Source organism: Bacillus sp. CFBP9009 (assembly GCF_036541465.1).
Classification (GTDB): domain Bacteria; phylum Bacillota; class Bacilli; order Bacillales; family DSM-1321; genus Peribacillus.
Genome location: NZ_JAZHFU010000018.1, coordinates 1 through 21,523 on the forward strand (window position 1 = coordinate 1; position 21,523 = coordinate 21,523).

Annotated in this window: 24 protein-coding genes, 1 rRNA gene and 2 other annotated features; all 25 genes read left to right on the top strand. The window is 41.5% G+C overall.

The features are described 5' to 3' along the window. Positions 1-71, top strand: a 5S ribosomal RNA gene (gene rrf / locus V3595_RS24650); the annotation flags it as partial. A gap of 343 nt (positions 72-414) precedes the next feature. After that, positions 415-876: a CtsR family transcriptional regulator gene (locus V3595_RS24655; protein ID WP_048677843.1), complete on the top strand. Its 462-nt coding sequence runs from the start codon at positions 415-417 to the stop codon at positions 874-876. A 21-nt stretch (positions 877-897) separates the two neighbouring features. Beyond that, positions 898-1,449 (top strand): protein-arginine kinase activator protein McsA, encoded by a 552-nt coding sequence (gene mcsA, locus V3595_RS24660; RefSeq protein ID WP_402907289.1) that lies wholly within the window; start codon positions 898-900, stop codon positions 1,447-1,449. Continuing rightward, positions 1,446-2,522, top strand: coding sequence for a protein-arginine kinase McsB (gene mcsB, locus V3595_RS24665; RefSeq protein ID WP_101225857.1), 1,077 nt, complete (start codon positions 1,446-1,448; stop codon positions 2,520-2,522). The genes mcsA and mcsB overlap by 4 nt, the downstream gene beginning before the upstream one ends. 130 nt (positions 2,523-2,652) lie before the next feature. Continuing rightward, complete coding sequence (clpC, locus tag V3595_RS24670; RefSeq protein ID WP_141994057.1) at positions 2,653-5,094, top strand: ATP-dependent protease ATP-binding subunit ClpC; 2,442 nt, start codon at positions 2,653-2,655, stop codon at positions 5,092-5,094. A gap of 198 nt (positions 5,095-5,292) precedes the next feature. Beyond that, positions 5,293-6,681 carry a DNA repair protein RadA gene (gene radA / locus V3595_RS24675; protein WP_350300866.1) on the top strand — a complete coding sequence of 463 codons (1,389 nt, stop codon included), beginning with the start codon at positions 5,293-5,295 and terminating at the stop codon, positions 6,679-6,681. A gap of 2 nt (positions 6,682-6,683) precedes the next feature. Beyond that, positions 6,684-7,757 (top strand): DNA integrity scanning diadenylate cyclase DisA, encoded by a 1,074-nt coding sequence (gene disA / locus V3595_RS24680; protein ID WP_402907282.1) that lies wholly within the window; start codon positions 6,684-6,686, stop codon positions 7,755-7,757. Positions 7,758-7,984: 227 nt separating this feature from the next. After that, positions 7,985-9,082: a PIN/TRAM domain-containing protein gene (locus tag V3595_RS24685; RefSeq protein WP_137016904.1), complete on the top strand. Its 1,098-nt coding sequence runs from the start codon at positions 7,985-7,987 to the stop codon at positions 9,080-9,082. Positions 9,083-9,103: 21 nt separating this feature from the next. Next, positions 9,104-9,793, top strand: coding sequence for a 2-C-methyl-D-erythritol 4-phosphate cytidylyltransferase (ispD, locus tag V3595_RS24690; protein ID WP_241593925.1), 690 nt, complete (start codon positions 9,104-9,106; stop codon positions 9,791-9,793). Positions 9,794-9,807: 14 nt separating this feature from the next. After that, positions 9,808-10,287 carry a 2-C-methyl-D-erythritol 2,4-cyclodiphosphate synthase gene (gene ispF / locus V3595_RS24695; protein ID WP_134784433.1) on the top strand — a complete coding sequence of 160 codons (480 nt, stop codon included), beginning with the start codon at positions 9,808-9,810 and terminating at the stop codon, positions 10,285-10,287. A gap of 90 nt (positions 10,288-10,377) precedes the next feature. Then, positions 10,378-11,835, top strand: coding sequence for a glutamate--tRNA ligase (gene gltX / locus V3595_RS24700; RefSeq protein ID WP_485910342.1), 1,458 nt, complete (start codon positions 10,378-10,380; stop codon positions 11,833-11,835). A gap of 42 nt (positions 11,836-11,877) precedes the next feature. Next, positions 11,878-12,126: a binding site (T-box leader), on the top strand. A 94-nt stretch (positions 12,127-12,220) separates the two neighbouring features. Then, the gene (gene cysE / locus V3595_RS24705) at positions 12,221-12,862 is read left to right on the top strand and encodes a serine O-acetyltransferase (protein ID WP_286198069.1); all 642 of its coding nucleotides are present in this window, start codon (positions 12,221-12,223) and stop codon (positions 12,860-12,862) included. A gap of 1 nt (position 12,863) precedes the next feature. Further along, positions 12,864-14,261, top strand: a complete 1,398-nt coding sequence (cysS, locus tag V3595_RS24710; protein ID WP_101225865.1) for a cysteine--tRNA ligase — start codon at positions 12,864-12,866, stop codon at positions 14,259-14,261. A gap of 3 nt (positions 14,262-14,264) precedes the next feature. Further along, positions 14,265-14,687, top strand: coding sequence for a Mini-ribonuclease 3 (locus V3595_RS24715; protein ID WP_101225866.1), 423 nt, complete (start codon positions 14,265-14,267; stop codon positions 14,685-14,687). Continuing rightward, a complete protein-coding gene (gene rlmB / locus V3595_RS24720) occupies positions 14,684-15,427 on the top strand; it encodes a 23S rRNA (guanosine(2251)-2'-O)-methyltransferase RlmB (protein ID WP_137016895.1) in 744 nt (247 codons plus the stop codon). The genes V3595_RS24715 and rlmB overlap by 4 nt, the downstream gene beginning before the upstream one ends. 4 nt (positions 15,428-15,431) lie before the next feature. Continuing rightward, entirely contained in the window at positions 15,432-15,941 is a 510-nt protein-coding gene (locus tag V3595_RS24725) for an NYN domain-containing protein (RefSeq protein ID WP_034305067.1), read from the top strand. A gap of 85 nt (positions 15,942-16,026) precedes the next feature. Beyond that, positions 16,027-16,659, top strand: coding sequence for an RNA polymerase sporulation sigma factor SigH (gene sigH / locus V3595_RS24730; protein ID WP_094246690.1), 633 nt, complete (start codon positions 16,027-16,029; stop codon positions 16,657-16,659). Positions 16,660-16,860: 201 nt separating this feature from the next. After that, entirely contained in the window at positions 16,861-17,010 is a 150-nt protein-coding gene (gene rpmG / locus V3595_RS24735) for a 50S ribosomal protein L33 (protein WP_101225867.1), read from the top strand. Positions 17,011-17,060: 50 nt separating this feature from the next. Beyond that, complete coding sequence (gene secE, locus V3595_RS24740; RefSeq protein WP_034305062.1) at positions 17,061-17,243, top strand: preprotein translocase subunit SecE; 183 nt, start codon at positions 17,061-17,063, stop codon at positions 17,241-17,243. A gap of 255 nt (positions 17,244-17,498) precedes the next feature. Continuing rightward, positions 17,499-18,032 carry a transcription termination/antitermination protein NusG gene (nusG, locus tag V3595_RS24745; RefSeq protein WP_048677866.1) on the top strand — a complete coding sequence of 178 codons (534 nt, stop codon included), beginning with the start codon at positions 17,499-17,501 and terminating at the stop codon, positions 18,030-18,032. 174 nt (positions 18,033-18,206) lie between these two features. Then, entirely contained in the window at positions 18,207-18,632 is a 426-nt protein-coding gene (gene rplK / locus V3595_RS24750; RefSeq protein ID WP_034305057.1) for a 50S ribosomal protein L11, read from the top strand. A 104-nt stretch (positions 18,633-18,736) separates the two neighbouring features. Next, the gene (rplA, locus tag V3595_RS24755; RefSeq protein WP_048677868.1) at positions 18,737-19,429 is read left to right on the top strand and encodes a 50S ribosomal protein L1; all 693 of its coding nucleotides are present in this window, start codon (positions 18,737-18,739) and stop codon (positions 19,427-19,429) included. A gap of 50 nt (positions 19,430-19,479) precedes the next feature. Beyond that, positions 19,480-19,630 (top strand) — a sequence feature (ribosomal protein L10 leader region). Positions 19,631-19,669: 39 nt separating this feature from the next. Next, positions 19,670-20,170: a 50S ribosomal protein L10 gene (gene rplJ / locus V3595_RS24760; protein ID WP_137016894.1), complete on the top strand. Its 501-nt coding sequence runs from the start codon at positions 19,670-19,672 to the stop codon at positions 20,168-20,170. 62 nt (positions 20,171-20,232) lie between these two features. Next, on the top strand, positions 20,233-20,592 hold the full coding sequence (gene rplL / locus V3595_RS24765; RefSeq protein WP_034305050.1) for a 50S ribosomal protein L7/L12: 360 nt from the start codon (positions 20,233-20,235) through the stop codon (positions 20,590-20,592). 195 nt (positions 20,593-20,787) lie between these two features. Then, positions 20,788-21,393, top strand: a complete 606-nt coding sequence (locus tag V3595_RS24770) for a class I SAM-dependent methyltransferase (protein WP_485910358.1) — start codon at positions 20,788-20,790, stop codon at positions 21,391-21,393. Positions 21,394-21,523: the final 130 nt, after the last annotated feature.

Below are 21,523 nucleotides of genomic sequence, written 5' to 3' on the forward strand. Positions count from 1 at the left end.
ACGGCAGTTAAGCTCTTCAGCGCCGATGGTAGTTGGGGGTTTCCCCCTGTGAGAGTAGGACGCCGCCAAGCCATTTAAAAAGATCAGCCATCCGGCTGGTCTTTTTTGATGTTCGTAATTAAAAAGTTTTTTATTTCAGGGACAGCATGGGCTGGCCTTATTTTTGGTGGCTGGGGTTTAGGCAGAATTTAAGTTGTGAAACCTTAAGGAGAAGATAAAATAGCAGGTTTTGCATTTATCTTTTTAGGGTATTAATGTAAGATATTTCAACTTTAATGTTCAATGGGGTATGTAACTACATATAATTTGGAGAAAATGGATATTACAGAAAGAAAGTGCGTTTAAGTTGCAAAATGCATTATTCCTTGTATAATAATAGTCAAATATAGTCAAAGTCAGAATGGAGGAGGCTGAGTGAGAAACATATCTGATGTTATCGAAACTTATTTGAAGCAAGTACTTGAAATAAGTCAAAAAGATATCTTGGAGATTAAAAGAAGTGAAATAGCAGATAAATTTCAGTGTGTTCCTTCTCAAATCAATTACGTAATCAATACCAGGTTTACCATCGAGAGAGGTTATGTTGTAGAGAGTAAGCGTGGAGGCGGCGGTTATATACGCATCATGAAGGTGGAATCACAGGATTCCGTGCAACTTATCAACCAATTATTATCGCTTATTGGTTCCAGGGTAACTCAATCGATGGCTGAAGGAGTAATTTCACGGCTGATGAATGAAGACGTCATTAATGAAAGAGAAGCAAAGATTATGATGAGCGTCATAGATAGATCGGTGATTTATATCGACCTACCTGACCGCGATGAACTTAGGGCAAGAATTTTAACTGCGATGCTTACGACTTTAAAATATAAATGAAACTGGCAGAGGTGATGAACGTTGATTTGCCAAGAATGTCATCAAAGGCCTGCTACCCTGCACTTCACCAAAATCATCAATGGAAAAAAGACTGAAGTCATGATTTGTGAGAAATGTGCTCAGGAAAAAGGCGAAATATTCATGGATGCAGGTGGACCTGGTTTTTCAATAAATAATTTATTAGCAGGATTGTTGAATATGGAGTCGAATATTCAACAGACGAAGGCAAATGCATTTCCTAAAACGGAAGAGAGGCGTTGCCCGCATTGTCATCGTTCTTATAAAGAATTTGTCCATATTGGTAAGTTTGGCTGTGCCGAATGTTATAAAACGTTCAATGAACAGTTAAATCCCATTTTAAAGAGGGTTCATAGCGGCAATACAGCACATATAGGGAAAATTCCAAAAAGGATCGGTGGCACCATCTATCTTCGAAAGCAAATTTCAGATTTGAAAGAAGTTTTAAAGGCCCACATTGATCAAGAGGAATTCGAGAAAGCGGCAGAGGTAAGAGATAAGGTACGTTCCCTTGAAAAAAGGTTTGAAGCCCAAGAGGGGGGCGAGGAATTATGAGCTTGGAAAAGTTTGTAGAAAATGCTTTGAGTTCCTGGATGAGTGCCGAAGGGCCGGAAATCGATATTGTATTGAGTTCGCGGATTCGGCTGGCCAGGAATTTCAAAGACTTTACCTTCCCAACCTCCTTTTCTAACGAAGAAGCTAAAAAAATCATTGAATTGGTCAAAAAAAGAATTGAAGAGGAAGTGACTCCAGAGATTGGGAAACTGGAACTTTTAGAGATTGACCAATTGCAGCCACTGGAAAAGCGCGTTCTCGTTGAAAAACATTTAATCAGTCCTCATTTAGTTGAAGATTCAGCGAAAAGCGCATGTCTCCTTTCGGAAAATGAAGAAATAAGTATCATGATAAATGAAGAGGATCATCTCCGTATTCAATGTTTAATGTCGGGATTGCAGCTGAAGGAAACCTTAAAGATTGCAAATGTTCTTGACGATTGGATTGAAGAATCCATAGACTATGCATATGATGAAGAAAGAGGATACCTAACTAGTTGTCCGACTAATGTGGGAACAGGATTAAGGGCTTCAGTCATGATGCATCTTCCCGGCCTGGTCCTTACACAGCAGATGAATAATATCATACCGGCTATCAACCAATTGGGGTTGGTGGTTCGAGGGATTTATGGAGAGGGCAGTCAAGCGTTAGGGAATATTTTTCAAATCTCCAATCAAATTACTCTTGGAAAGTCGGAAAGGGATATCGTTGAAGATCTAACAAGTGTAGTGCAACAAATCATAGCCCAGGAACGGTCAGCGAGGGATGCATTAGCGAGGACTTCCCACATACAATTAGAAGATAGAATTTTCCGTTCATATGGGATTTTGTCCAATGCTCGAATCATCGAGACCAAGGAAGCAGCTACCTGTATCTCCGATGTTAGGTTAGGGATAGATCTTGGGTATATAAAAAATATTTCCAAAAGCATTCTAAATGAGTTGATGATTTTGACGCAGTCAGGATTTTTACAAAAGTACGCAGGCGGCCCTTTAAGACCCCATGAAAGGGATATTCGTAGAGCAGCACTTATCCGGGAACGCTTGAATTTCACGGAATCTTCCTCCTCATAGAGGTCATTGACCTCTTTAGGGAGTATCAAATTTCATGTAATAGATATGGAGCAAGAATAAGCTTCTGCCATTACTTAGAGAATTGCCAGCAACTTTATTCAAAACGAAAATTCTTAAGGAGGAATTCCCTATGATGTTTGGTCGTTTTACTGAAAGAGCCCAGAAAGTATTAGCATTAGCCCAAGAAGAGGCAATCCGTTTAGGTCATAATAATATTGGCACGGAACATATTTTACTGGGTCTTGTCCGAGAAGGTGATGGTATTGCAGCCAAAGCGTTATATGCTCTTGGGTTGGGTCCGGATAAGATTCAGAAAGAAGTGGAAAATTTAATTGGCCGTGGACAGGATACGGCTCAAACGATACATTATACTCCGAGAGCCAAGAAAGTCATTGAACTTTCCATGGATGAGGCAAGAAAATTAGGTCACTCATATGTTGGGACAGAGCATGTTCTTCTAGGTCTTATACGAGAAGGGGAAGGTGTAGCTGCCCGCGTATTGAATAATCTTGGTGTAAGTTTAAATAAAGCCAGACAACAAGTATTACAGCTTTTGGGCAGCAATGAATCAGGTGGTCATCAAGGTTCTGCCGCTTCAAATGCGAGCACACCGACACTGGATGGCCTAGCCCGTGATTTAACGGCGATTGCCAGGGAAGGAAGCTTGGATCCCGTTATCGGAAGAAGTAAGGAAATACAGCGTGTCATTGAGGTATTAAGCCGCCGTACAAAAAATAACCCAGTATTGATCGGTGAACCTGGGGTAGGTAAAACAGCCATTGCTGAAGGGCTTGCCCAACAGATCATCAATAATGAGGTACCTGAAATTTTACGCGATAAACGCGTAATGACACTTGATATGGGTACTGTTGTGGCTGGTACTAAATACCGTGGTGAATTTGAGGACCGGTTGAAGAAAGTTATGGATGAAATACGTCAGGCGGGTAATATCATCCTATTCATCGATGAATTGCATACTTTGATTGGTGCAGGTGGTGCAGAAGGTGCCATTGATGCCTCCAATATCCTAAAACCATCATTGGCCCGTGGTGAATTACAATGTATCGGTGCTACAACATTGGATGAATACCGTAAGTATATTGAAAAGGATGCTGCGCTTGAACGTCGTTTCCAGCCAATCCAAGTCGATGAGCCGACTATTTTGGAATCCATCCAAATTCTCAAGGGGCTGCGTGACCGTTATGAGGCACATCACCGCGTATCGATTACTGACGAAGCGATTGATGCCGCAGTCAAATTATCCGACCGTTATATTTCCGATCGTTTTTTACCGGATAAAGCAATTGACTTGATTGATGAAGCTGGCTCCAAGGTTAGACTGCGCTCATACACAACGCCACCTAACTTAAAGGAACTTGAAGTGAAGCTAGATGATGTTCGCAAGGAAAAGGATGCTTCCGTTCAGAGTCAGGAATTTGAAAAAGCTGCTTCGCTTCGCGATACGGAACAACGCTTAAGAGAACAATTGGAAGAAACGAAAAAAACTTGGAAAGAAAAACAAGGGCAGGAGAACAGTGAAGTCACTGTGGATGACATTGCACATGTCGTATCCAGCTGGACGGGAGTGCCGGTCACTAAATTGGCGCAAACAGAGTCAGATAAATTGCTTAATATGGAGTCAATCCTCCATGATCGTGTAATTGGGCAGGAAGAGGCCGTGATTGCGGTTTCTAAAGCAGTACGACGTGCCAGGGCAGGTTTGAAAGATCCTAAACGTCCAATTGGTTCATTCATTTTCTTGGGACCTACAGGGGTCGGTAAAACCGAACTAGCCCGTGCTTTGGCTGAATCCATTTTTGGTGATGAAGATGCCATGATTCGCATCGATATGTCCGAATATATGGAGAAACATTCGACTTCACGTCTTGTTGGATCCCCTCCAGGATATGTTGGATACGAAGAAGGCGGTCAGTTAACGGAAAAAGTGCGGAGGAAACCATACTCCGTCGTTCTGCTTGATGAAATAGAAAAGGCGCATCCGGATGTCTTCAATATCCTTCTTCAAGTATTGGAAGACGGAAGACTGACAGATTCCAAGGGGCGTACTGTCGATTTCAGGAATACCATTCTGATCATGACATCGAATGTAGGTGCGTCGGCCTTGAAAATCGATAAGTATGTCGGCTTTAACATCCAGGATACTGGCCAGGACTATAAAAATATGAAAGGGAAAGTGATGGAAGAACTCAAACGTGCATTCCGTCCGGAATTCCTGAATCGTATTGATGAAACCATCGTGTTCCACTCATTAGAGAAGGATCATTTGAAACAAATCGTTACATTAATGTCAAATCAGCTTACTACCCGTTTGAAAGAACAGGAGATATACTTGGAGCTGACAGATGCGGCTAGAGAAAAAATTGCTACGGAAGGTTTTGATCCGGAATATGGGGCAAGGCCAATCCGCAGGGCGCTTCAGAAGCATGTAGAAGATTATCTATCCGAAGAGTTGCTTAAGGGCAACGTGAAAAAAGGGCAAACGGTCGTAATGGATGTCGTGAATAATGAGTTTGCAATCCGGCAAGGCGAGCCTGTTAATGTAAGTGAATAACCTGATCCTAAACTTCGAGGTACACGCAGATTCTTTTGCAGTGTACCTCTGTTTTTTATCTATAGGCAGATATGAGTATAAACGGGACAAGCAAAGTGAATATTTTTTTAAAAAAACTTAGCCTTAAGAAGTTTTAAATAAAACAGAGATATAATATCCTTAATATAGATATTTTTTCCAAAGGAAGAGGAGTAATTTATGGCTGTAAAAAAGAAAACAAAATTTATGTGTCAGTCTTGTGGATATGAGTCCGCGAAATGGATGGGGAAATGCCCAGGCTGCGGTGAATGGAACAAAATGGTCGAGGAAACCGAAATCGTTAAACCTGCTAGAAAGGGCGCTTTTACCCATTCAGAGGTTAGAGGTTCCGGGGAACGGGAGAAGGCAGCACCCATAACGACCATTCAATCAGAAAAAGAACCACGGATTAAGACGGATTTAATGGAATTGAATCGTGCTCTTGGGGGCGGGATCGTACAGGGGTCACTTGTATTGATCGGAGGGGACCCGGGTATCGGTAAGTCCACCCTGCTTTTACAGGTATCATCACAATTGGCGCATAAACAGAAAAAAGTGCTATATATATCAGGTGAAGAATCAGTCAAGCAGACCAAATTGAGAGCGGACCGGCTTGGGACCATGTCGGAACATCTATTCGTTTATGCTGAAACCGATATGGACTATATCCAACAGGCCATTACAGAGGTAAAACCGGATTTGGTCATTATTGACTCCATTCAAACGGTATATCATTCGGAGGTTACATCTGCCCCGGGAAGCGTTTCACAAGTGAGGGAATGCACAGCCTCACTCATGCGCATAGCTAAAACGAACGGGATCGCGATTTTTATCGTCGGTCACGTTACAAAGGAAGGGGCCATTGCGGGGCCGCGGCTGCTTGAGCACATGGTTGACACCGTTTTATATTTTGAAGGAGAAAGACACCATACATATCGAATTATACGCGCGGTCAAAAATCGCTTTGGTTCGACGAATGAGATGGGTATTTTTGAAATGAAAGAACATGGATTGGAAGAGGTTGCGAATCCATCGGAAATTTTCCTTGAAGAACGGTCGCAAGGAGCTTCGGGTTCCACGGTCGTCGCATCCATGGAGGGCACAAGGCCGGTGCTTGTCGAAATTCAAGCATTGATTTCACCTACGAGTTTTGGAAACCCAAGGCGAATGGCCACGGGAATTGACCACAATCGAGTTTCGCTTTTAATGGCTGTTCTGGAAAAGAGAGTGGGCTTGCTGCTCCAAAACCAGGATGCGTATTTAAAGGTTGCTGGTGGGGTCAAGCTTGATGAACCGGCAATTGACCTCGCTGTCGCAATAAGCATTGCATCAAGCTTCCGTGATAAACCAACAAACCCTGCCGATTGCATCATTGGTGAAGTGGGGCTGACTGGGGAAGTTAGAAGGGTGTCACGGATAGAACAAAGGGTGCAGGAAGCAGCGAAGTTAGGGTTTGAGCGGGTTATCATACCGGCTAATAATATAGGGGGATGGACCGCCCCGAAAGGTATTAAGATCGTTGGTGTTTCATCGGTTTCGGAGGCTCTTAAACAAACGTTAGGGGGTTAAGTATGACAGATAAAAAAGGGTATGAGAAAACAAAATTGGAAATTCTGCAAATTGTAGCACCGGGTACCCCGCTTCGGGAGGGCATTGAAAATGTCCTGAGGGCAAATACAGGTGGTTTGATAGTGGTCGGATATAACGAGAAGGTGCGAACGATCGTGGATGGCGGCTTCGAAATCAACTGCAACTGTACCCCCAGCACATTATATGAGTTGGCGAAGATGGACGGGGCCATCATTTTAAATGAAACGGCCGATAAGATCATTTTTGCAAATGCCCAATTAGTGCCGGATAATAGCACACCTTCCACTGAAACGGGAATGCGGCATAGGACAGCGGAACGTGTGGCAAGGGAGACCAAGTCGTTGGTCATCGCAATCTCACAACGCCGGAATGTCATCACTTTATATCAGGGCAATTTCCGGTATGCCCTTAAAGATATAGGTGTCATACTCGCTAAGGCTAATTTGGCCATCCAGACCCTGGAAAAATACAAGGTGGTCCTGCAGCAGAGCATATCGGTTTTAGGAGCGCTCGAGTTTGAGGAAATCGTGACCTATGCCGACCTTTTGCAGGTATTTCACCGTTATGTAATGGTGCTCAGAATCAAGGCCGAGCTACTAACGTACCTTAATGAGCTTGGTACGGAAGGAAGATTGATCCGTTTGCAAATGAATGAAATCCTGGCGGATATTGAAACGGAAGGAAAATGGCTTATCAAGGATTATACCTCCAGTAATGATGAAAATCCCGAGGAAATCATTTTTAGGCTTCAAGAGTTGGCCATGCAGGAAAAACTGGATGAAAGCATTCTTCTGAAGGTGCTGGGCTATCATGGATACATACATCTTGATGAGTCAGTACATCCCCGTGGTTACCGTATTCTTCATAAAATCCCACGCCTGCCGGGTTTGATCATCGAAAATTTAGTGAAACAGTTCGGAAGCTTTAGTGAAGTCAATAAAGCTACGGTTGAAAACCTTGACGATGTGGAGGGTATAGGCGAAGTCCGCGCCAATAAAATCAAAGAAGGACTCCGCATTTTAAAAAATCAGCTGGTCACAAATAGAAGGATGTAAGGAGCAGCTGGCCTTTTAACATTCACCTGAACCAGCTTGAAATTGATTGGTGTTTATTTTTGACACTCAAAACTCAGGGTGCTAGGCTAATATTACGAAAAAGAGAAGAAGTCGTATTTGTAAATCCACTAATTCCTTAAGTGAATTTAACGTATATAATGAAAACGAATTTTCGAAGGTTTCATTTTATTTTATTGGTCAATAATGAGTAGAGGGAGGTGAAAGGGATGTTAAAACGCATTATACAAGCATGCTTCTTAATAGTCGGCGGAACACTTGGTATGTTACTAATTCCTGAATTATTAATTGTTTTACATGCAGACGATATTGCTTTATTAAACAATCCTTATGTAAGTGTACTGTTGGGTGCCATTATCTTTTATCTTATAACTTTTTGGGCAGTAGATCATGTGATCTATTTTATGAAGTGGCTGGAGGAACAGCTTGTTAAGATACCGATTACGGATATAATCTTTGGCAGCGTCGGCCTTTTAGTGGGACTGCTTGCGGCGTTCTTGGTTGGCTCCGCCTTCAGTGCCATCAAGGTTCCTATTTTAAATACAGTGGTACCTATCATCCTTACGCTTTTATTTGGTTATCTTGGTTTTCAGGTGGGCTTTAAAAAACGTGATGAGCTATTGAGTTTATTCATGAAAAGCAATAAGAAAAAGAATACTGATGGTGAAGCAAGCGAAGAGGATGAAGAGGGGTATAGCAAGCGGCTGAAGATTCTCGATACTAGTGTCATCATTGATGGTAGAATTGCGGATATCTGTCAGACGGGCTTTCTGGAGGGTACCATAGTCATTCCTCAATTCGTATTAAACGAACTGCAGCACATTGCCGATTCTTCTGATGCATTGAAAAGGAATCGCGGAAGACGCGGTTTGGATATCTTGAATCGGATTCAAAAAGACCTACCGATTAAAGTGGAGATGTACGAGGGGGATTTTGAAGACATCCAGGAAGTGGACAGTAAACTAGTGAAGCTTGCCAAAATATCGGGCGGAATGGTCGTTACCAATGATTTCAATTTAAACAAAGTATGCGAGTTTCAAAATGTGGCGGTCCTTAATATCAATGACCTGGCCAATGCCGTTAAACCTGTTGTACTTCCCGGGGAAGAGATGAATGTTCAAGTCATCAAGGACGGGAAAGAGCAGAACCAAGGCATCGCTTATTTGGACGATGGCACCATGATCGTAGTCGAGGGTGGCCGTGACCATATCGGGAAACGGATCGATGTACTTGTCACAAGTGTATTGCAAACCTCTGCAGGCCGGATGATATTCGCTAAGCCGAAACTATTAGAAAAAGCATTATAAAGAAGAGTAGGAGAAACCGTTATGTTTTATGAAGTAGTGATACCTGCAGCTGGACAAGGCAAAAGAATGAAGGCGGGCAAGAATAAACTTTTTATTGAACTATCGGGTATCCCGATCATTGTTTATACACTGCGTGTCTTCGAAGAAGATCCTGACTGTCGGGGGATTATCCTTTCGATAAACCCGGCAGAAAAGGATTATTTCAATCAATTGATAGCAGCGTATGGGCTTAAAAAGGTCAAGAAACTGGTCATGGGTGGCAAGGAGCGCCAACAAAGCGTGTATAATGGACTGCAACATGCAGAAGAAGACATCATCCTGGTCCATGACGGTGCCCGCCCTTTTATCAATCTTGGGCAAATCAGTGAATTGACTACTGCCGCCTCCCTGCATGGAGGTGCCGTAATTGCAGTGCCCGTTAAGGATACGATTAAAAAAGCGGCAAACAAAGAGGTAGTGGAAACAGTGGAACGATCAAGCTTGTGGGCGGTGCAAACTCCACAAGCTTTTCGTGTATCCATATTAAAAAGTGCGTATGAACAGGCAGAAGCTGAAGCATTTTTAGGGACGGATGATGCAAGTTTGCTAGAGCGGATCAATGAACAGGTAGTTATTATTGAGGGCAATTATGATAATATTAAAATTACGACTCAGGAAGACCTTTATTTTGCAGAAGCGATTTTACATAAACAACAACATGGAAAAAGATGATTGGGGAGAATGATATGTTTAGAATAGGACAAGGATATGACGTTCATCAGCTTGTAGAGGGTAGACCTTTGATTATTGGCGGGATTACGATTCCGTATGAGAAAGGTTTGCTAGGGCATTCTGATGCGGATGTCCTTCTGCATACTGTTGCTGATGCCTGCTTGGGTGCAATTGGTGCAGGGGATATCGGTAAGCATTTTCCGGATACCGATCCTGAATTTAAAGATGCCGATTCGGCAAAACTGCTGCAGTATATTTGGGCAATTGTAAAAAAAGAAGGATATTCCCTAGGCAATGCGGACTGTACAATCATTGCACAAAGCCCAAAAATGGCACCGTATATTGAGGAGATGCGAGGCAGGATTGCTGAACTTTTAGATGCGTCGATAGACAGAATTAATGTAAAGGCGACCACTACCGAGAAACTTGGATTTACAGGCAGGAGCGAAGGAATCGCGGCACAGGCAGTAGTCTTATTGGTTAAATCAAACTAAATTCGTTTTTAGGGTGGATGCCTTTATCCCAATGTATTTAAATGATAATATATACAATAGAATAGAACGACTGGGAGGTCTATATATATCATGAGCAGTGATATTCGAGTTCGCTATGCACCGAGTCCGACTGGACATTTACATATTGGTAATGCACGGACTGCTTTATTTAATTATTTATACGCACGAAATAAAGGCGGGAAATTCATCATTCGTATTGAAGATACCGACCAAAAGAGAAATATTGAAGGCGGAGAGGATAGTCAGCTTAAATATTTGAAATGGCTTGGTATGGATTGGGATGAAGGTGTTGATGTTGGCGGTGAATACGGGCCATATCGTCAATCCGAAAGGAACGACCTTTATCAGGAATTGTATCAAGAGCTTTTAGATAAGGGTTTGGCATATAAATGCTATTGTACGGAAGAAGAGCTTGAAGCAGAGCGTGAAGGACAGGTCGAACGCAATGAAACACCAAAATATTCAGGGAAGTGCAAGCATTTAACTGAGGAAGAGCAAGCGGAACTATTGGCTCAAGGAAGAAAACCGAGCATTCGCTTTGCCGTTCCGGCTGGGAAGGTCCTTACTTTCAAAGATATGGTCAAGGATAAGGTTTCGTTTGAAACAGATGGCTTTGGTGATTTTGTTATCGTTAAAAAAGATGGCATTCCAACCTATAACTTTGCAGTGGCCGTCGATGATCATTTGATGAAGATTTCCCATGTCCTTCGCGGTGATGATCATATCTCCAATACTCCAAAACAATTGATGATTTATGAAGCTTTCGGTTGGGAACCGCCGGTATTCGGACATATGACGCTGATAGTAAACGAAAGCAGGAAGAAACTGAGTAAACGTGATGAGTCGATCATTCAATTCATTGAGCAATATGAAGAGCTTGGTTATGTACCTGAAGCGTTATTCAATTTCATTACATTACTAGGATGGTCTCCGGTCGGGGAGGAAGAGATTTTCACGAAGGAAGAATTCATTAATATTTTTGATGCTGACCGGCTGTCTAAATCACCTGCACTTTTCGATAAACAAAAGCTTACATGGATGAATAACCAATATGTGAAGCAATTGGACGTCAATCGTGCAGTGGAATTGTCAATGCCTCACTTAATTAAAGCCGGGAAGGTTTCAGAGACACTGACCGCCGAAGAAGAAGAGTGGGTACATGGGCTAGTTTCCCTTTTTCAAGAGCAGATGAGCTATGGAGCGGAAATAGTCGAGCTATCTGAACTGTTTTTCAAGGATGAGGTCGTGTTCGAGGAAGAAGCTAAGGAAGTGCTGGCTGAAGAACAGGTACCGGAAGTCATGAAAGCTTTCCTTCAGGAGATTGAAGGACTTGAAGAATTTAACGCGGATGAAATCAAGAAGTCGATTAAAGCCGTACAAAAAGGCACAGGTCATAAAGGAAAAAAATTATTCATGCCGATAAGGGCTGCCGTCACGGGTCAAACACATGGTCCTGACTTGCCTAAGGCGATTTCATTGCTGGGCAAGGAAAAAATTAAACAGCGTATTCAGAGTATTTTATATTAACAATTTGTCGAAAATGTAATATAGTATTTAATAATCTTACAAAAGAACGCGTAGATGGGGAGAAGTAAGTAAACGAAGCTTTTTAGAGAGAACCATAACCTGCTGAAAGTGGTTCAAGCCTCTCGTTTTCTGAAATGCACCCTTGAGTCCTTTGCTGAACTAACTTATAGTAGGCACAGGCGGAATTTCCTCCGTTACAGGGATTAAAGTTGGGGATGAAAAAACAGGAAAAAGCTTTATCTGGTTTTTACATTCCAAACAGAGTGGAACCGCGCTTCAAGCGTCTCTGTCTATTTGGACAGAGACGCTTTTTTATATGCTTTAAAAGCTTCAAAAGGGGATTTTGGAAAAGGACGGAACATAGGGGGGAATCATTTTGTTAAAGATGTTTAAAGAGGATATCGAAGTGGTTTTTGATCAAGATCCTGCTGCGCGTAGCTATTTGGAAGTCATATTGACGTATGCGGGTTTACATGCAATTTGGAGTCATAGGATGGCTCACGCACTATTCAAGAAGAAATTCTTTTTCCTGGCAAGAAGTATATCTCAAATCAGTCGGTTTTTTACCGGAATTGAAATTCATCCAGGGGCTACGATTGGCCGTCGTTTCTTCATTGACCATGGAATGGGGATCGTCATTGGCGAAACTTGTGAAATTGGCGACAATGTATCTGTCTTTCAAGGTGTAACCCTTGGGGGAACAGGAAAGGAAAAGGGAAAACGTCATCCTACGATAAAGGATAATGTCCTGATTGCTACAGGAGCAAAAGTGCTTGGTTCCATCACTGTTGGGGAAAACTCAAAAATCGGTGCAGGATCGGTTGTTTTAAAGGAAGTGCCACCTAATTCTACAGTGGTGGGCATTCCAGGTAAAGTGGTCATTCAAGATGGTATCAAAATCAACAAAGACCTAAATCATTGTGATCTTCCTGATCCAATCGCTGATCGCTTTAAGGAATTGGATAGTGAACTCAGGGCCTTAAGAGAGAAGCTGGCTGAACAGAAGCAGGAAGAAAGGAGTCTATAAAATGGCGATTAAAATATATAACACAGCAACAAGAAAAAAGGAAACCTTCGTCCCGATCGAAGAGGGAAAGGTGAAGATGTATGTATGCGGGCCCACTGTCTATAATTACATTCATATAGGTAATGCAAGACCGGCAATCGTATTCGATACCGTTCGTAGGTATTTGGATTACCGTGGATATGATGTGCAATTCGTTTCAAACTTTACGGATGTGGATGATAAGCTGATTCGCGCGGCAAAAGAATTGGGTGAAGATGTCCCGACCATCTCAGAGCGTTTCATCAAGGCTTATTTTGAAGACGTGTCGGCATTGGGCTGCAAAAAAGCGGATGCTCACCCAACCGTAATGGAGAACATGGATGCAATCATTGAATTCATTTCGGCATTAATTGAGAAAGGATTCGCTTATGAATCTGAAGGGGATGTGTATTACCGCACTCGTAAGTTTGAGGGATATGGAAAGCTTTCACATCAGTCCATCGATGAGCTGCGAGTGGGGGCCCGTATTGAAATAGGGGAGAAAAAACAAGATGCCCTTGATTTTGCCCTTTGGAAAACGGCCAAGGATGATGAAATATCTTGGGAGAGCCCATGGGGTAAGGGGCGTCCAGGCTGGCATATTGAATGCTCCGCAATGGTCAAAAAGTATTTGGGCGATACGATCGATATTCATGCAGGGGGTCAAGATCTGGCTTTTCCGCATCATGAAAATGAAATTGCACAATCCGAAGCATTGACGGGTAAGACCTTTGCGAATTATTGGATGCATAATGGGTATATAAATATTGAGAATGAAAAAATGTCTAAGTCCTTAGGCAATTTCGTCCTTGTGCATGACATCATACAGAAGCATGATCCACAAGTGTTACGATTCTTCATGTTATCTGTACATTACCGTCATCCAATCAATTATAGCGAAGAAGTGCTTGAAAATGTAAAAGCGTCCCTAGAACGCTTAAGGACATCTTATCAAAACTTAAAGCATCGCCTTCAAGTAAGTGATGGATTGACTGAGAATAATGATGTTTGGTTGGAGAAGCTTAATGAATTACATGAACAATTCATTAAGGAAATGGACGATGATTTCAACACAGCTAATGCAATATCCATGCTCTTTGAACTTTCCAAACAGGCGAATTATTACTTGATGGAGAAAAACACAGACAAGGAAGTGATTAATGCTTTCCTTGATAAATTCAACATCTTATTTTCTGTCCTCGGTTTATCCCTTGAAGAAGAGGGGCTTTTGGATGAAGAAATTGAAGGGTTGATACAGCAGAGAATTCAAGCGCGGAAAGACCGCAATTTTGGGTTATCTGATGAAATTCGTGATCGCTTGAAAAACATGAATATCATATTAGAGGATACCCCTCAAGGTACAAGATGGAAAAGAGGGTAATTAATGCTTCATTACGATAGTAAGGTAGATGCAAAAATGCTGAACAGTCTTGCTTTAGCATATATAGGTGATGCCGTATACGAAACGTATATACGGCATCACCTCATTCAAAAAGGATCGGTCAAGCCCAATCTACTTCACAAAAAAGCTACATCTTTTGTAGCGGCTAAAGCGCAAAATAAAGTCATCCACTTTTTCCTGGAGTCAGGTTGGTTATCGGAAGAGGAATCCGCAGTCGTTAGGCGCGGCCGAAATGCAAAATCCGGTACGGTACCGAAGAATACAGATGTGCAAACGTATCGCTACAGTACAGCCTTCGAGGCACTTATGGGATTTTTGTATTTATCCGGCCGAATAGAAAGAATGGAAGAACTCATCAAAAAATCCATTGAATACATTGAAGAAGAAAAGGGGAGTAACCCATGAGCGAAGAATATATCATTGGCAGAAACCCCGTATTGGAAGCTCTTCGCTCCGAACGGGATATTAATAAAATTTGGATAGCCGAAGGCTCGCAAAAAGGCTCGATGCAACCACTCATCGGTCTGGCGAAGGAAAAGAAGGTATTCGTGCAAATCGTACCGAAGAAAAAAATTGATCAAATGGCTGAAGGCATCCATCAAGGCGTTATCGCACAAGTGGCTGCATATGAATATGTGGAGCTGGATGATTTATTCGCAAAAGCGGCTGAACGGGACGAAGCACCTTTTTTCATGATTCTTGATGAAGTTGAAGATCCGCATAATTTAGGGTCGATCATGAGGACGGCTGATGCTGTCGGTGCCCATGGAATCATCATTCCAAAAAGGAGAGCTGTGGGCTTGACGGCAACAGTGGCAAAAGCCTCGACGGGTGCAATTGAATATATTCCGGTAGCTCGCGTTACAAATTTGGCAAGAGCGGTGGAAGAGTTGAAAGAGCGCGGGGTATGGATAGTCGGTACCGATGCGAAAGGCAGTGATGATTACCGTAACATGGATGGAAAGATGCCTATCGGACTTGTTATCGGCAGCGAAGGAAAAGGCATGGCACGATTAATGAAGGATAAATGTGATTTTCTCGTCCGTCTCCCTATGGCAGGTCAAGTAACTTCGTTAAATGCATCGGTAGCAGCCGGTTTATTGATGTATGAGGTTTATAGAAAAAGAAATCCTCTAGGGCAATGATGAAATGAATATTCTGTTGGTGGACGGTTATAACATTATTGGAGCTTGGCCGGAACTGAGAGAATTAAAGGAACGGGATCTTGCTGCTGCAAGGGACCGGTTGATAGAAATGATGGCGGAATATCAAGCATTTACCGGATACCGTGTAATTGTCGTATTTGACGCTCAATATGTTCAGGGAATTGCCCGCATATTCAAAAATCACAAAGTTGACGTAATTTTTACAAAAGAAAATGAAACTGCGGATGAAAGAATTGAAAAGATGGCCATTGAACTGAATAATGTCAAAACGCAAATTCAAGTGGCAACCTCTGACTTCACGGAACAGTGGGTGATCTTCGGCCAAGGGGCCCTAAGGAAATCCGCTCGTGAACTGCTTATTGAAATGGAAGAAATTCAAGGCGAAATCAAGAAAGATGTAAGAAAAACAACGACGATAAGACCCGTGGCTAAAATTCCTTTAAGTGAAGAAGTGGCAGAAATTTTCGAAAAATGGCGCCGGGGTAAAATTTGAACCATTGACGGGTAAATTTTACCTGCTGTATAATATTTCTATCTGAGTCAGGTCAGGGGGATATAATGTGGGTCTCAAATTCGGAATGAAGCTGAACGAAAAGTATCTGCAGTTTGAGGATGATGAATTGATAGGGTTGGTGCACACTGGAGACAGTGAAGCGCTGGATTATTTGATCCAAAAGTATCGTAATTTTGTAAGAGCTAAGGCAAGGACTTATTTCTTGATTGGTGCCGATAAGGAAGACATCGTGCAAGAAGGTATGATTGGTTTATATAAAGCCGTCCGTGATTTTAAAGGGGATAAGTTATCTTCTTTTAAAGCATTTGCAGAACTATGCATTACGAGGCAGATCATTACAGCTATCAAAACAGCAACACGTCAAAAACATATTCCGCTCAATTCCTATGTTTCCCTGGACAAGCCCATTTACGATGAGGAATCGGATCGAACTCTAATGGATATTATATCGGGTACGAAAGTTTTGGACCCGGAAGAACTGATCATCAACCAAGAAGAGTTTGACGATATCGAATTAAAGATGGCCGAGCTCCTGAGTGATCTTGAGAGAAAAGTGTTAGCTCTTTACCTGGATGGACAAACCTACCAAGAAATTTCGGAAGAGTTGAACCGGCATGTTAAGTCAATCGACAACGCCCTTCAACGGGTGAAAAGAAAGCTCGAGCGCTATCTGGAAGTAAGGGAAATCAGTTTATAATCCCTCCGCTTTTTCCGCTTAATTTCATCTGTCCCTTCTCCACATGGAAGTTTATTATTCACAAAGATTTTTAATGGATGTCAAGTAAACCGATATTCTGATTTCCGGTGTCCATAATCGTCGAAACCCGCTTTGATATTGACAATAAAAAACAGCCGTGATAAGGTTTTATGGATATAGTAGATAGGATAGGTGTATCTAATGCGAAAAAAAATAGTTCTTGCCTGCACTGATTGCGGTACAAGGAATTATAGTTATGAGAGCAAACAATCGACAAGCGGCGAACGACTGGAAATCAAGAAATTTTGCAGTACGTGCAACTCACACTCGATTCATAAAGAAACGAAATAACCGTTCTATAAATAGATTGACAGAAGCTTCTAATGCTTGGAGGTACATTCATGAAACGTTTTACCGAATTTTTCAGCGGAGTCGCTCGCGAAATGCAAAAAGTAAGCTGGCCGAAACGCAAGGAGCTTACCAAATATACAATCGTGGTGGTAACGACTGTAGTATTTATGGCTTTATTCTTTACAGTGGTGGATTTGGGCATTTCCGAATTAATTCGCTTAGTTATTGAATAAGAGATTCGAAAATAAGGTATAATAGTGATAGAATAATATGTGTCAGCAGAAAAGCCCGGAAACGGGTTTTTTAATTTGTCTTTTTTAATAAGTGAAGAAGTACAAAATCGAGCAATGCTGTAATATGTTCATCACAATATATTCTAGTTAAGTCGGGATGACGCCGTATGGTTTTTTGGCTAAAACGTTCAAAGATAAAGATTAATAAAGAAAATGATTGATTGCAGGGAGGGAAGGACGTTAAAGTCCTAACACATGGAAAAGAATTGGTATGTAGTTCACACCTATTCAGGTTATGAGAACAAAGTTAAGGCTAACTTGGAAAAACGTGTTGAAACTATGGGGATGGAAGACAAGATCTTTCGCGTTGTAGTTCCAGAAGAAGAAGAAACAGAAGTGAAAGATGGCAAAAAGAAAGTGACCAAAAAGAAAGTATTTCCAGGATATGTGTTGGTTGAGATCATCATGACTGATGATTCATGGTATGTTGTCCGGAATACGCCTGGAGTAACAGGTTTCGTAGGTTCATCTGGAGCTGGGTCAAAACCGACAGCATTGCTGCCGGAAGAAATTGAAGTCGTTCTTAAGCGAATGGGCGTAGATGAAAGCAAAATCGAAGTTGATTTTGAAATCGGTGATACGGTTCAAGTTAAGGAAGGACCATTTGCAACATTTGCAGGCCCTATTGAAGAACTTGATAAAGATAAAGGTAAAGTAAGGGTTCTAGTCAATATGTTCGGCCGTGATACACCGGTTGAACTTGATTTTAATCAAGTGGAAAAATTATAAACGGAAAAAAACTTGAAATTGCCTTTTGAAAGTGGTAAAATTTCAAAGGTCAGTATGTTTCAATTTTTAGGCCTCAACGATACAAGCATTCTTTATTAATATATAAAGAATTCAAGATGAGTGGGAGGGTATTACCCTATTACCACATCACGGACTTATAAGGAGGTGTGTCTCGTGGCTAAAAAAGTAATTAAAATGGTTAAATTGCAAATTCCTGCTGGTAAAGCGAATCCGGCACCGCCAGTCGGTCCTGCATTAGGTCAAGCTGGTGTAAACATCATGGGATTCTGTAAGGAGTTCAACGCTCGTACAGCAGATCAAGCTGGTCTAATTATTCCTGTTGAAATCACGGTATTTGAAGACCGTTCATTTACATTCATTACAAAAACTCCACCGGCTGCAGTATTGCTTAAGAAAGTAGCTGGTATCGAGTCTGGTTCTGGTGAACCTAACCGTAATAAAGTTGCTACAGTCAAGCGTGATCAAGTGCGCGAGATTGCTGAAACTAAAATGCCTGACCTAAACGCTGCAAGCGTTGAAGCTGCAATGCGTATGGTTGAAGGTACTGCTCGCAGCATGGGTATTGTCATCGAAGACTAATCCATGTAATTGCTATTTGTTTCTACGGGGTTGCGATTGATACTCGCAACCTTTATTCGTGGGAGGTCATTCCGTTAAAACCACAATTTAGGAGGATTTATATCATGGCTAAAAAAGGTAAAAAGTATCTTGAAGCAGCTAAGCTTGTAGAAGTATCTAAGGCTTATGCTGTAACTGAAGCAATCGAAGTTGCTAAAAAAGCAAACTTCGCAAAATTCGATGCGACTGTTGAAGTTGCTTTCCGTTTAGGCGTAGATCCTAAGAAAGCCGACCAACAAATTCGTGGAGCTGTTGTTCTTCCGAATGGTACTGGTAAAACTCAACGCGTATTAGTATTCGCAAAAGGCGAAAAAGCAAAAGAAGCGGAAGCTGCTGGTGCTGACTACGTTGGCGAATCTGACTACATCAACAAAATCCAACAAGGATGGTTCGAATTCGATGTAATCGTTGCGACTCCAGACATGATGGGTGAAGTTGGTAAACTTGGCCGTGTATTAGGACCTAAAGGTTTAATGCCTAACCCTAAAACTGGCACAGTAACTTTCGATGTAACGAAAGCTGTTAATGAAATCAAAGCTGGTAAAGTTGAATACCGCGTAGATAAAGCTGGTAACATCCACGCTCCAATCGGTAAAGTATCTTTCGAAGATGCTAAACTAGTGGAAAACTTCACTACTATCTATGATACATTATTGAAAGTTAAACCTGCGGCTGCTAAAGGAACTTACATGAAAAACGTTTCTGTAACAACTACAATGGGCCCTGGTGTGAAAGTTGATCCTTCTTCTTTCAAATAAATAATTGACATACCAAAACTATTATTGTTATAATAAGTTTTGTTGTGAATAAATGAATACTATTTGTACCGTAGACAGTAGGTGCTCATTACGAGCTTAATTCCCTGCCGAGGTAATTCGATAATAATAGTCCTGGACTATGACTTTTGAAATTACTGCCTTCATGTCTGCAATAGAGATGAAGGCTTTTTCTTTGAAACGGTATAAATGTTTTCAAGCAAATCTACAGGAGGTGTAAGGATGAACGCAATTATTGAACAAAAGCAAAAAATCGTTGCTGAGATTTCTGATAAGTTAACTTCAAGCCAATCAACAGTAGTTGTTGACTACCGTGGATTGACTGTTGCTGAATTAACAGAACTTCGTAAGCAACTTCGTGAAGCTGGCGTTGAGTTTAAAGTTTACAAAAACTCTATGACTCGCCGTGCTGCTGAAAGTGCTGAACTTAGCGCTTTGAACGAATCATTAACAGGTCCAAACGCAATTGCATTCTCAACTGAAGATGTTATTGCGCCAGCAAAAATCCTTAACGATTTTGCGAAAAAACATGAAGCTTTAGAAATCAAAGCTGGAGTTATCGAAGGAAATGTTGCAACTGCTGAAGAAATTAAAGCTCTTGCAGAACTACCTTCACGCGAAGGCCTACTTTCAATGCTACTCAGCGTGCTACAAGCACCTATGCGCGGACTGGCTCTTGCTACAAAAGCTGTTGCAGAGCAAAAAGAAGAACAAGGCGCGTAAGCTGACCGCTTATTTAGCCTGCTGATTCAAAAAAAACCAACCATTTCGAGGAGGAAATAAAAATGACTAAAGATCAAATCATTGAAGCAGTTAAAAATATGACTGTTTTAGAATTAAACGACCTTGTAAAAGCAATCGAAGAAGAATTCGGCGTAACTGCTGCTGCACCTGTAGCTGTAGCTGCTGCTGGTGGCGCTGCTGCTGAAGAAAAAACTGAGTTTGATGTAATCCTTACATCTGCTGGAGATCAAAAAATCAAAGTTATCAAAGCTGTACGTGAAGTTACAGGTCTTGGACTTAAAGAAGCAAAAGAACTTGTTGACAACACTCCAAAAGCAATCAAAGAAGCTGCTTCTAAAGAAGAAGCTGAAGAAATCAAAGCTAAACTTGAAGAAGTTGGAGCTGGCGTTGAAGTTAAGTAATCTTGCATAAACAAAAAGCTCGCTATCACTGGCGGGCTTTTTTTCTTCATTTTTAAAGAAATGACGGAAATTAGCCGTTAATGGTTTGATAACGAGGATTTCGTTATTCCGACATTCCGGCATGCAAGCATCCATTCTTCAATTCTCTTCTCTCATTAAATCTTCAATATTCCTTTCTGATAGGGGGAGATGACTCTGACAGAGCATTACTACTCACAAAAACCGGATGTCGTAAGCAATCCGAAATTTTGGGATTTCACATTAAAGGGACGTACATTTCGCTTCAAAAGTGATAATGGTGTTTTTTCGAAAAAGGAAGTTGATTTCGGATCGCGTCTTTTGGTTGAGAGTTTTAACCTTAATGAGGCTGTGGAAGGAAATATCCTCGATGTTGGTTGCGGTTATGGACCAATTGGAATATCGATTGCGGCAGCTTATCCCGATAGAACGATAGAAATGATTGATATAAATAGCCGGGCAGTTGAATTGTCAAAAGAGAATGCTGCATCTAATGGGATCGCAAACGTGAAGATTTACGAAAGTGATCGTTTTGACAAAGTTGCCTCCAATCAATTCGCAGCGATTCTTACGAACCCTCCCATTCGCGCAGGTAAAAGTGTAGTCCACGAAATTTTAGAAGAAAGCTATCGCAGTTTGGTAGCTGGTGGAGAATTATGGGTTGTCATTCAAAAAAAACAAGGAGCTCCATCCGCAATGGATAAAATGGAGCAATTATTTGGAAATATTGAAGTGCCCGTTAAGAAAAAGGGTTACTATATACTATTATCCAAAAAGGTTTGACTCTAAATTTTCGCTATGTTAGTATTATAAAATGCATATATATAATTCCGTAACTATGCAATTTTTATACCATTGGTGTATAATCAATGGATAATATGGGAAAAATATATAAATAATAGTTCGTTTTATG

Excerpts from the sequence above, each read along its gene's own strand:
- mcsB (WP_101225857.1), top strand. The coding sequence starts at position 1,446 with ATGAGCTTGGAAAAGTTTGTAGAAAATGCTTTGAGTTCCTGGATGAGT.
- clpC (WP_141994057.1), top strand. The coding sequence starts at position 2,653 with ATGATGTTTGGTCGTTTTACTGAAAGAGCCCAGAAAGTATTAGCATTA.
- radA (WP_350300866.1), top strand. The coding sequence starts at position 5,293 with ATGGCTGTAAAAAAGAAAACAAAATTTATGTGTCAGTCTTGTGGATAT.
- disA (WP_402907282.1), top strand. The coding sequence starts at position 6,684 with ATGACAGATAAAAAAGGGTATGAGAAAACAAAATTGGAAATTCTGCAA.
- V3595_RS24685 (WP_137016904.1), top strand. The coding sequence starts at position 7,985 with ATGTTAAAACGCATTATACAAGCATGCTTCTTAATAGTCGGCGGAACA.
- ispD (WP_241593925.1), top strand. The coding sequence starts at position 9,104 with ATGTTTTATGAAGTAGTGATACCTGCAGCTGGACAAGGCAAAAGAATG.
- ispF (WP_134784433.1), top strand. The coding sequence starts at position 9,808 with ATGTTTAGAATAGGACAAGGATATGACGTTCATCAGCTTGTAGAGGGT.
- gltX (WP_485910342.1), top strand. The coding sequence starts at position 10,378 with ATGAGCAGTGATATTCGAGTTCGCTATGCACCGAGTCCGACTGGACAT.
- cysE (WP_286198069.1), top strand. The coding sequence starts at position 12,221 with ATGTTTAAAGAGGATATCGAAGTGGTTTTTGATCAAGATCCTGCTGCG.
- cysS (WP_101225865.1), top strand. The coding sequence starts at position 12,864 with ATGGCGATTAAAATATATAACACAGCAACAAGAAAAAAGGAAACCTTC.
- V3595_RS24715 (WP_101225866.1), top strand. The coding sequence starts at position 14,265 with ATGCTTCATTACGATAGTAAGGTAGATGCAAAAATGCTGAACAGTCTT.
- rlmB (WP_137016895.1), top strand. The coding sequence starts at position 14,684 with ATGAGCGAAGAATATATCATTGGCAGAAACCCCGTATTGGAAGCTCTT.
- V3595_RS24725 (WP_034305067.1), top strand. The coding sequence starts at position 15,432 with ATGAATATTCTGTTGGTGGACGGTTATAACATTATTGGAGCTTGGCCG.
- sigH (WP_094246690.1), top strand. The coding sequence starts at position 16,027 with ATGAAGCTGAACGAAAAGTATCTGCAGTTTGAGGATGATGAATTGATA.
- rpmG (WP_101225867.1), top strand. The coding sequence starts at position 16,861 with ATGCGAAAAAAAATAGTTCTTGCCTGCACTGATTGCGGTACAAGGAAT.
- secE (WP_034305062.1), top strand. The coding sequence starts at position 17,061 with ATGAAACGTTTTACCGAATTTTTCAGCGGAGTCGCTCGCGAAATGCAA.
- nusG (WP_048677866.1), top strand. The coding sequence starts at position 17,499 with ATGGAAAAGAATTGGTATGTAGTTCACACCTATTCAGGTTATGAGAAC.
- rplA (WP_048677868.1), top strand. The coding sequence starts at position 18,737 with ATGGCTAAAAAAGGTAAAAAGTATCTTGAAGCAGCTAAGCTTGTAGAA.
- rplJ (WP_137016894.1), top strand. The coding sequence starts at position 19,670 with ATGAACGCAATTATTGAACAAAAGCAAAAAATCGTTGCTGAGATTTCT.
- rplL (WP_034305050.1), top strand. The coding sequence starts at position 20,233 with ATGACTAAAGATCAAATCATTGAAGCAGTTAAAAATATGACTGTTTTA.